This window comes from Deltaproteobacteria bacterium, assembly GCA_009692615.1.
GTDB lineage: Bacteria > Desulfobacterota > Binatia > UBA9968 > UBA9968 > DP-20.
Genome location: SHYW01000154.1, coordinates 1 through 9376, shown reverse-complemented (window position 1 = coordinate 9376; position 9376 = coordinate 1). Strand labels below are relative to the sequence as shown.

At 55.8% G+C, this 9376-nt stretch carries 11 protein-coding genes; 4 read left to right on the top strand and 7 right to left on the bottom strand.

Going from position 1 to position 9376, the window contains the following annotated elements; translation table 11 throughout:
- Window positions 1-381: 381 nt before the first annotated feature.
- Together EXR70_23730 and EXR70_23725 are read left to right on the top strand one after the other, a co-directional pair.
- A complete protein-coding gene (locus tag EXR70_23730; GenBank protein ID MSP41508.1) occupies window positions 382-672 on the top strand; it encodes a BrnT family toxin in 291 nt (96 codons plus the stop codon).
- Complete coding sequence (locus tag EXR70_23725; protein ID MSP41507.1) at window positions 590-886, top strand: hypothetical protein; 297 nt, start codon at window positions 590-592, stop codon at window positions 884-886. Before EXR70_23730 ends, EXR70_23725 begins: the two co-directional genes overlap by 83 nt.
- Before the next feature lie 242 nt (window positions 887-1128).
- On the opposite strand, the gene EXR70_23720 is transcribed toward EXR70_23725, so the two are convergent.
- Complete coding sequence (locus tag EXR70_23720) at window positions 1129-1971, bottom strand: VOC family protein (protein ID MSP41506.1); 843 nt, start codon at window positions 1969-1971, stop codon at window positions 1129-1131.
- Window positions 1972-2245: 274 nt separating this feature from the next.
- Here EXR70_23720 and EXR70_23715 point away from each other — a divergent pair, with 274 nt between their 5' ends.
- A complete protein-coding gene (locus EXR70_23715; protein ID MSP41505.1) occupies window positions 2246-2608 on the top strand; it encodes a cupin domain-containing protein in 363 nt (120 codons plus the stop codon).
- Between the two features lie 72 nt (window positions 2609-2680).
- Window positions 2681-3034 (top strand): hypothetical protein, encoded by a 354-nt coding sequence (locus EXR70_23710; protein ID MSP41504.1) that lies wholly within the window; start codon window positions 2681-2683, stop codon window positions 3032-3034.
- An 11-nt stretch (window positions 3035-3045) separates the two neighbouring features.
- Here EXR70_23710 and EXR70_23705 read toward each other — a convergent pair whose 3' ends face one another.
- From EXR70_23705 to EXR70_23680, 6 genes are all read right to left on the bottom strand, one after another.
- Window positions 3046-3525 (bottom strand): hemerythrin domain-containing protein, encoded by a 480-nt coding sequence (locus EXR70_23705; protein ID MSP41503.1) that lies wholly within the window; start codon window positions 3523-3525, stop codon window positions 3046-3048.
- A 96-nt stretch (window positions 3526-3621) separates the two neighbouring features.
- A complete protein-coding gene (locus EXR70_23700; GenBank protein MSP41502.1) occupies window positions 3622-4797 on the bottom strand; it encodes a CoA transferase in 1176 nt (391 codons plus the stop codon).
- A gap of 87 nt (window positions 4798-4884) precedes the next feature.
- Window positions 4885-7245, bottom strand: coding sequence for a GAF domain-containing protein (locus EXR70_23695; GenBank protein ID MSP41501.1), 2361 nt, complete (start codon window positions 7243-7245; stop codon window positions 4885-4887).
- 44 nt (window positions 7246-7289) lie between these two features.
- Entirely contained in the window at window positions 7290-7820 is a 531-nt protein-coding gene (locus tag EXR70_23690; protein MSP41500.1) for a hypothetical protein, read from the bottom strand.
- The gene (locus EXR70_23685; protein MSP41499.1) at window positions 7804-8778 is read right to left on the bottom strand and encodes a hypothetical protein; all 975 of its coding nucleotides are present in this window, start codon (window positions 8776-8778) and stop codon (window positions 7804-7806) included. The genes EXR70_23690 and EXR70_23685 overlap by 17 nt, the downstream gene beginning before the upstream one ends.
- A 41-nt stretch (window positions 8779-8819) precedes the next feature.
- Window positions 8820-9077 carry a DNA-binding protein gene (locus tag EXR70_23680; GenBank protein MSP41498.1) on the bottom strand — a complete coding sequence of 86 codons (258 nt, stop codon included), beginning with the start codon at window positions 9075-9077 and terminating at the stop codon, window positions 8820-8822.
- Window positions 9078-9376 lie beyond the last annotated feature (299 nt).

Genomic DNA, 9376 nt, shown 5'->3' with positions numbered 1-9376 from the left:
GACGCACACACTTGGCCTATATCGAACCAACTCCAACAAGGTGGGGTTCCGCTATGGCCAGGTTTCTAACTTACGACCTCAACCCAACGCACTACCCTGACATAATCGCGTTGCTGTTAACATGACATATTGACGTTGCCACGACACCCCGCATATTTCGGTCCGAAACGATGCAAATCACGAAACCCATGTAATCGAGCGACTCATTTTTTCCGATATGCGTAATCACGTTGGACTGGCTGGAGAGACGAGCACATCAAAACATCATTGTCACTTCCAATGCCCGCGGCTCTTGACCTGCGTGACCGAATGAGCCGAAGGCGATGCGGTCGAACTGCATCGCTAGTTTATTCACACGAATTAGCGTATATACGGTAATAAATGTTTTCTTGGGACCCGCAAAAAGCGCTCGTCAACTTTGCGAAGCACGGCATCTCGTTCGAAGAGTCCGCCACCATTTTTTCAGATGCATCGGGTTTGGACTGGGAGGATTTGGCTCACGCCTCGCAGGAAAAAAGATACAAGCGGCTTGGGACATCGAGTGAAGAAAACATTTTGTTGGTAGTTTATACGGTTAGGAGATCGAAAGATGAAAAAGAAACGATCAGGATCATCAGCGCGCGATGGGCGAGCCGCAAAGAACGCAAAGCCTATGCTAAACCGGCAAATTGATTTCTCGGACATTCCGGAATCAACGGATGAGGAGCTTCGCAGGGCGCGCAGAGTCGGGCGGCCCAAATCCTCGCGCGGGCCGCGCCAGCTCATCGCTATCAGGATCGATCCGGCGTTGTTGAAGCAGCTAAGAAAACTCGCCGCGAAGCAAGACAAGCCCTATCAAACCTATATCCATGAACTACTCGAAAGCGCGGCGCGAAAAGCGGCGTGATTTCTTCAAGATCGAGCAGGCAGCGGCGTGTTGACTATTGAGAAGGTCCCCATCATCGTCATGGCGTTTTCCCGATCGATAACATTTTCCCCATAAATTTGCGGCCTGAGATCCCGTGTCGCGGCAGACACCGGCGCCCAATAGAGAATATCATTGAAGTGCTCGTCTAACTGGCTAAGCTGTTTCGTGCACGCTGATGCGGCTGCGTGAACTATACTATTGGAGAATTTTTCCGCAGACTTTCAATTCATCCCTTCGGTAATGTACTGAATCACATAACCCGCCGGATCGTCCATGTAAGTCCCGGCGGTGCCGCCGGGCGTGCGCCCTTTGGCTTCGACACCGCGGTCGCCGTTGGGAATATTCAAGCGCTCGAGTTGCGCCAAGGCGTCGCGCCACTGCTCGGGCGCCACGTAGAAACCTAAATGCGGGCCTGGGATCAACCGGCTCATGGGAAAGCCTTTGGAGGCGAAAGCGGTCTCGGTCAGCAAAAGAATTTGACCGCTGGCCATGCGCAGGGTTGCTTGCGCGTGATCCGAACGCGCATCGCGGCCGCGGCCGAGCAAACTGAATCCTAGCACTTGTTCATAAAATTTTATCGAACTATCGAGATTGGGCGCTTCCAATTGGAGATAGCCGACACCCGTTAATCTTTCAGAAGTCGGAGCCGAACCGCCATCGTCATCGTTCGGCACGTAGATAGCGAAATTGTTGCCGGCCGGATCGGCGAAGAAAACCGTCGATGCGGCAAAGGGGTGAGCCTTCGCCACCGGCCCTTCATATTTAATTCCACGTGCCTCCAGCGTACCGATTACTTGCCGCAAACCAGCGCTGGTGGTCGTAAACGAATACGTCGGTGTACCGCGCGGCGTTGCCGCCTGACCGCGCTCTTCTTTTTGAAGATAAACACCGATGCGCTTGCCGGCGACGTCGATAAACGTGTGCGGCCCGAGACTTTGCGACCGCACATTGAGGCCGTTGCGCTTGACGATCTTACCGCCAAAGACATCGACATAAAAATCCTCCGCCGCGACAATATCGTTGACCGGCACGACAAAATGATCCAACGCTTGAACCAATAACATGGGAGCCTCCAATAGCTACATCCTCACTCCTACCAAGCCTGAGAAAAAAACGCGAGTCGTCAGCGCGACGTTGGGTTGTGGTTCAGTTTGTTTTTAACATGGCATCTCATGTAGGGGCCGACTGCGTGTCGGCCCTCTGAACGGGTGGACACATAGGTCCACCCCTACAAATTCAGGCGAAACTGAACCGCTACCCGACGTTGACTTGAAATTGCCTGGCCGATAGAATCCGCCATTCGATCGACACGCCAGACAATCAACCGAAGGAGCCAAAATGATTTTATCCAGAAACGCCGATGTCAAAGGCGTCATCGTCAAATCCATCGAAGGCAAACCGATGTACGGCGGCGACCTGGTGGTGAAACCGCTGATCAAAGGCGATGAGATGACGTTTTTGGAAATCCATTACACCCCAGGCGTCGGCGCGCCTCTGCATGTACACCAACATGAGTCTCTCGCCTACGTCGTCAGAGGCAAAGTCAAAATGACCGTCGGCAGCGAGAACTATGTTCTCGGCCCCGGCGACGTCTGCCGCCATCCCAAAGGCATCGCCCACGGCGTCGAAGCCATCGAAGCGTCGGTCGTCGTCGAGATCAAATCGCCGGCGCCGGACATCGCCACCTTCCTAGGCATGTAACCGAATATCGTGATCAACCGTAGGGGCAAGGCGTGCCTTGTCTTTTCCGCAGCCGAATAGGAGAAATCAATCATGGCAGACAAAGCAAAATATCTGATGATCGCCAGCATGGATGTCGACGCCGAGCATGACGCGATCTTCAACGAAGTTTACGACCAAGAGCATGTCCCCAATCTGCTCAAAGTTCCAGGCGTTCTCGGTGTATCGCGCTACAAACGGGGCACGCTGACGATGAATATCGGCGGCGAGAGCAAGACCATTGAAATCCCCAACGAGCCGACCTACACCGCGATCTACGAATTGGCCAGCCCCGACGTGTTAACCAGCCCGGCCTGGGACAAAGCCATCGAAGACGGCCGTTGGCCGAGCCAAGTGCGGCCGCACACTAAGAATCGCCGCCATGTGCTGTTGAAACTGATGGACTAGAAGACGACGGACTACTGACTACTGACCTTTCCGCTACTTGCGGCGAGATTTTTTTGTAACTCCACGCCGACCGCTGCCGCCGTAGCCGCATCGATATGCGCTTCGAAGAGCGGGAACAGATCGCGCTCTTCCTTGCGGATATGCCGTTCGAGCAGATCGCCAATATCGAAAATTAATTTAGCCAATCCAGTGCCGGTTTCCAGACGGGTTGCGGCTTGGCTAAGTTGCCCATGCTGGCCGATCAATTCATCGAGCATGGCTTCGCTTCCCGGCACGGAGACGCGCAGCAGCGGGAACAAGACTTCTTCTTCGGCGCGAAAATGGGCGACGAGATAATTTCGGTAAAACTCTAAAAACTCTTGGGCACGTTGGCGCAGGCCGGCGGCGCCCAGAGGCTTCAATTGTCCCAGCGCCTGCTTGCGGCAACGCAGCGCCAGGGCGAGGCCATGGTGATGATCGTGGGATAACGGAACTAAACTAGGATGGCGCATGGGTGTGAGTCATTGGGTTGATGGAGTACTGGAGTACTGGAGCATTGGGTTTCCGGCCCATTACTCCAACACTCCATCACTCCAATACTCCAATTGCTAGATCACTCCTTGATTTCGCAGCAATGAGATTTTTCCACCGTCATAACCGAGCGACCCGAGTATCTCTTCCGTGTGTTCCCCCAGCATCGGCGGCGGGCGATCGATGCTCGGCGGCGTACGGCTCATGTCGACGGCGTTGCCGATCAGTTTCATCTTACCCATCTGCGGGTGCTCAACTTCCACAGGAAAGCCATAACTCTGCACCTGCGGATCGGCGAACACTTCGTCGAGAGTATTGATCGGTGCGGCGGGAACGTCTTTGGCGATCAAGCGGCGCAGCCAATCATCGCGTTTGCCGGCGCGAAAAATCGGCCCCAGCAATTCGTTGAGCGCGTCATAATTTTCCACCCGCGCTTTGCGATTGTTGAAGCGCGGGTCCTGGGCCCACTCCGGTTTGCCGACGACATCGAACAAGCCCAGCCAAAATTTATCCGGCGAAGACATGTGCAGCACGAAGGCTAAGCCATCTTGGTCTTCGAAGGCGAACACGCCGGCAGTGGTGGTGCGATGCTTGCGGCGCGGCACATGGCCGGTTTCGAAATAGCGCGAGGCATTCTCCGCGATAAAGGAAACCGAGGCGCGCAACAGCGAAGTCTCGACATGCTGCCCTAGGCCGGTGAGCATGCGGTTCATCAGCGCGCCCAACACCCCGTAGCAGGCGTACATGCCGGTGAGATGATCGGAAAAAGAAATGCCCATGCCCTGAGGCTTGCCCGGATCGGTGAGCAGGCTCAGTAAACCGCTGCGCGCTTGACCCACGGTGTCGTAACCCGGCATATCGCGATAGGGCCCGGTCGGTCCGAAACCGGAGATCGAACAGTAGACCAGCCTGGGATTGGTTTGCTTGAGATCGTCGTAACCCAAACGACGCTTGTCCAATACGCCGGGGCGAAAATTTTGTATGAAGGCATCGGCGCCGGCGAGTAACTGAAACAGAATGTCGCGCCCCTCGTCGGTGCGAAAATCCAAGGTGATACTTTTCTTATTGCGGTTGAGGCTGCAAAAAGTCGCCGCGTAGTTGCGCTCGCCCCAACCGCGAAACGGATCGCCGCGCTTGGGCTCTTCGACCTTGATCACCTCCGCGCCCATATCCGCCAACAACTGCGACGCGAACGGCCCCGTGACATAACTCGCCGCCTCGATAATTTTTATCCCTGCCAGTGCACCGGCCATGTAATTTTCCGATCTGAAAAGAAAGATAAGTCCTGTCTTTCCTAGCTGCTCACGGCGCAGGAAGTCAAGCGAAGCGCTAATCCGCCGTTAAGAATTTAACGGCAGCGAACGTGGCACCGAGACGGTAAATTTGGAACCCTGGCCGGGCTGACTTTCCACCGAGATCTGCCCATGCATGAGATCCAAGTAGCGCCGGACGATATTGAGGCCGAGGCCGACGCCGTTGAAGTGGCCGGTTTGGCCGTCTTTGACTTGCTCGAAGGCGTTAAAGATTCGCTCCTGATCTTCGACTGGAATGCCGATACCGCTATCCGCCACGACAAATTCGACGCGGTCCTGCTCCGGCCGATGATTGGCACGCACTTCGATATGCCCCCTGGGGGTGAATTTGAAAGCGTTACCGATCAAGTTTTGCAAAATCTCTTCGAGTTTCAGCGAATCGGTTACCAAGGGTGGAATCGACCGGTCGATATGCCAGCGCACTTCGAGATGATTGTCGCGATTGATTTGATCGACCACGGCGCGGGCCTGGTCGATGATCTCATCGACCTCGACGGTGGCGATGTCCAATGAGATCCGATTGGCGTCGAAGCGTGAGATCGTCAGCACGTCGTTGATCATCTTGAGCAGCACCCGGGTGTTGCGCGAGATCTTTTCCATGGCGCCCTTCTGCTCGCCGCTGAGATCGCCAAAAAAGCCGTCACGCAGCAAGTCAGAACTGCCGATCACGATATTGAGCGGCGTGCGCAACTCATGGGACATCGCCGCGATGAACTCGGAGCGCGCCCGCGTCGCGTCGAGCAACTCCTGGTTGGTCACGGCAAGTTCCTGGGTCTTGGCGGTAACCTCGGCGAACAGCATGGCATTTTCCGTGGCTACGCCGATTTGATGGGCGATCGATTCGATCAGTTGCAAATCCTCGGACGCGAAATGGTGCTTAGACCGGTTGGCGACATGCAAGGTACCGATGATTTTCTCTTTGGCTTTGACCGGAAAAGCCGCGGCACTGCCAAAACCCAAAGAGACCACCCGGCCTTCGAGGCTCAGGCCGCGGTAACTCTCATCGTTCTGAATATCTTCAAACACTAGCCTCTCGCCGCTGGCGATCACCTGGCCGCTGACGCCGCCAATCACCGAGCGCGTCGCCATGCTCGCCGCCATGGCATCGACGACGCCGTGAAACGCTTTTAGGTGCAGCAGTCCGTCGGTGTTGTCGACTTGATAAATCCAGGCGGCGTCGAAACCCAAAGTCTTGGCGATTTTGTCGACGGCTTGATCGAGGACTTCATCCAAATTGAGCGATTGACTGACCGCCGCGCCGATGGTGTTCAACGCTTCGAGATGGCGCGAACGGGTGATCACCTGATTGAATAGATTCGCCTTCTCCACCGCCACCGCGATATGTTCACAGATGGACGATAGCAATCGCAGCTCGTCGTCGGCGAGGGTTCGCGCTTGCCGTTGATGGATCGCCATCACACCCAAGATTTTGTCTTGGGTCTTGATCGGCAAGACACCGAGAAAATGAAACCCGACATCGCGGGTGACATTGCTTTCGCGCAGCTCGGTGTAATCCGGATCGTTCTGAACATCCGCGATAATAATCGCTTCACCGCTTTCCGCCACCTTGCCGACCACACTGCGCCGTTTGCGAAACAGCTGAATACCGCTCCACGGATCGCCGTAGGTTTCAAAAGAAGCCGTCAGGATGAGATTCTCTCGTTCACCGTCGAAAAGGTAAATCCGCGTGGTATCGAAATGAAACAGTTGGATGATTTGCTCGACGACATCATGGAGCACCCGTTCCAGCTCCATGGATTGATTGACCTTGCGGGTCACCTCATAGAGTGCCGAGATATGGCCGGCGCGTTGCGCGACCTTTTGCTCCAAGATTGCGTGAGAACTTTCCACCGTCTCGGCCATTTTGTTGAACTCATCGGCGAGCTGACCGATTTCATCGCGGCTCCGAATATCGACACGATGTTGTAGATCGCCGTGGGCGATGATCGCCGCGCCTCGGCGCAGCGCTTGGATCGGTTTAGAAATTTTTCCGCTCACCCAAACGATCACCCAGGCGCCGAGCAGGGAGCTGGCGATCAGTAACAACCCGCCATAACGATGCAGCCGCGCCAGATCGGCCAAGGCCGCTTCCACTGGCTCTTCGACCACCACGGCCCACGCCAAGCCGGCAACCGGCGCGTAGCTGCTCAATACGCGGCCGCCGTCGATGCCCACCCCTTCCTCGGCGGGACTGCCGTCCGCCGTGGCGCTTCGCAGAAACGATTGCACTTTCGCCAAGGATTTCAGATTGGTTTTCTTGAGCACCAGGGAAGCGTCGCGATGGGCGATGAGATTGCCGTTGCGATCGATGAGATAGGCGTAACCGGCGCGGCTGAAACGGATCTCGCCGAAGGCGTCCCAGAGAAACTTAAGATTGACCTTGGCCACCAGAACGCCGCCGATCCGTTTGGGCGCGCTTCTAAGCGGCACGCTTAAGGTGAGAAAGGGTTCCGCCTGGGCCGAAGTAAAGACCGCTCCAATGTAGTTCTGCCGCGCGCGGCTTCGGTAAACTCCAGCTCTTGCCGTCGGCTCTTGAGATCCGCCGTTGAAAAAACCCGACTGTCGGCAAACTTGAGCACTTCCATGCCGGCGCCGTCGAGTACCGCGACCTCGCTGAAAGCCGGATCGTTTTTTAACAGCAGCAATCCCAGCATTCGCTGGCCGGCGCTGCCGAGGGGATTGAGCGACATCGCCGTGCCGATATCTTCCAAGCGCTCGAGCTTGCGGATGATGAACGATTCAACCCGCCGCGCCGTGGTCGACGCGACTTCACTCTGCAATTCAGCCGCCGAGCGTTGAATCTGTGAGCGGGTGTAACTCGAACCGATGAAGGTGGTGATCGCCAGAGCCCCGGCCAATAGCCCTACACCCCAGGCCGCCAACCGGTAACGAATACTGTTGCGACGGCGCGCGGTCCACGACTCCGGCTGCGGTTCGATCGGCCAACTAGTCGATAACGTCATCGGCTCTCAGCAATATCTCTTTGGCGATTCTCAGGTCAATGGTCTTGGCGGTTTTTAAATTGATCGCGAGTTTGTATTTGCGGGGTAATTCGATGGGCAGCGACGCCGGACGGGCGCCGCGCAGAATCTTATCCGCCAAGACCGCGCCCTGACTACCGAGGGCGGCGTAGTCCGCCGCATAGCTGGCGAGGGCACCCTTTTTCACCAACACCAACAGCGATGAGATCAGCGGCAATCGCTCGCTCATGGCGGCTTTGGCCAATCCCTCGATACCGTTGCTAACCATGGAGTCCGCGGGCGTAAAGATGGCGTCGAAGTTTTTTCGTTGAATCGATGCCGCGAGTTTGTCCAACTCCTCGGGACTCGCCACTTTCAGCTCGACGACTTTGAAGCCAAAGCGCGCCGCGGCTTCGGCGACTTCCTGGCTGTTGGCCGCCAGGTTGACGCTATTGATATCCATTGGCATCGCCACACGGATCGCCTTGGGCGCGATTTCGCGCAGCAACTCGAGCCGTTTGCCCATCAGTTCCAAAGACCCGGAACTGATACCGGCGAGATTACTCCCCGAGCTCGCGAAACTCTTGACCAATTTTTGGGGATTACCGGCGCTCAGAAAGAGCACCGGCGTTCGGCTCGCTTCAGTCGCTTTGGCCTCGGCCACTGTGGCCGAGGTCGATGAAGTCACGATCAGATCGAGTTTATCTTGGGCCAGTTTCTGCGCCAAAGTCTTGAGCAATTCATCGTTGCCGCGGGAGTTGTAATACTGGTAGCGGACGTTGTAACCGTCGCGATAACCCAGCTCCGCCATGCGCGCGCGAAATCCTTCGAAGCTGTTGGTGAATTGATCGGCGGTATTGAGCGAGCCGATGGAAAACTGTTTCTGCCCATGGGCATTCCCGGCGACGCCAAATAGTAATACGCCGATGCCCAGCAGCAGCGCCACTATGCCCTTAAACATTTCGAGCGACTCCCACGGACTCCGCCCATGGTGAAAAGAATCTAGCGTTCGTCGGTGTGCATCTTACTTGGCGCCGGAGAGTTCCCTTGTGGCGACACCATGGCGACGATCTCGCTCCGGCTAAAACGCCAACCGCCGCCAAACTTACGCCCGGGAATGGAGCCATCTTTGACGAGTTTGTAAACGGTACGAGGATGGATTTGTAAAAGCTCAGCGACTTCACCTGCGGTTAACATTTCGTCCATAATAAGCCTCCTACAGCTGGTTTCGTTACCGGCAGGGACATAGGCAGTTTTCATGCCACTTTTTCAACTATGCAGGAAGTAACAAAAGACGACAGGACAGGAAGAGTTCCGCAGGAAAATCCTACATGGCAGTGCAGGAAAAGCGAATTCTCTTGCGTGATTAAACAAATCGGTAAGTCGACCGAGCGGATGCCAGCCAGAAAGGCTTAAGGAATCTCTGAACAAGTCATCTAGCAAGTCGTCTAATAACGAAGAGCAGAAAGACCGACAAGGTGAGGCGGGAGGAAAGAGCGTGGGGGAGCAGACAACGTTTGCGAGTTTGGCGTGGGCGAGAAAGAAAAAGCAGAGCAAGC

Coding starts and splice junctions, on each gene's coding strand:
- EXR70_23680 (MSP41498.1), bottom strand. CDS start 9,077: ATGAAAACTGCCTATGTCCCTGCCGGTAACGAAACCAGCTGTAGGAGG.
- EXR70_23715 (MSP41505.1), top strand. CDS start 2,246: ATGATTTTATCCAGAAACGCCGATGTCAAAGGCGTCATCGTCAAATCC.
- EXR70_23685 (MSP41499.1), bottom strand. CDS start 8,778: ATGTTTAAGGGCATAGTGGCGCTGCTGCTGGGCATCGGCGTATTACTA.
- EXR70_23700 (MSP41502.1), bottom strand. CDS start 4,797: ATGGCCGGTGCACTGGCAGGGATAAAAATTATCGAGGCGGCGAGTTAT.
- EXR70_23690 (MSP41500.1), bottom strand. CDS start 7,820: ATGACGTTATCGACTAGTTGGCCGATCGAACCGCAGCCGGAGTCGTGG.
- EXR70_23705 (MSP41503.1), bottom strand. CDS start 3,525: ATGCGCCATCCTAGTTTAGTTCCGTTATCCCACGATCATCACCATGGC.
- EXR70_23710 (MSP41504.1), top strand. CDS start 2,681: ATGGCAGACAAAGCAAAATATCTGATGATCGCCAGCATGGATGTCGAC.
- EXR70_23730 (MSP41508.1), top strand. CDS start 382: ATGTTTTCTTGGGACCCGCAAAAAGCGCTCGTCAACTTTGCGAAGCAC.
- EXR70_23725 (MSP41507.1), top strand. CDS start 590: ATGAAAAAGAAACGATCAGGATCATCAGCGCGCGATGGGCGAGCCGCA.
- EXR70_23720 (MSP41506.1), bottom strand. CDS start 1,971: ATGTTATTGGTTCAAGCGTTGGATCATTTTGTCGTGCCGGTCAACGAT.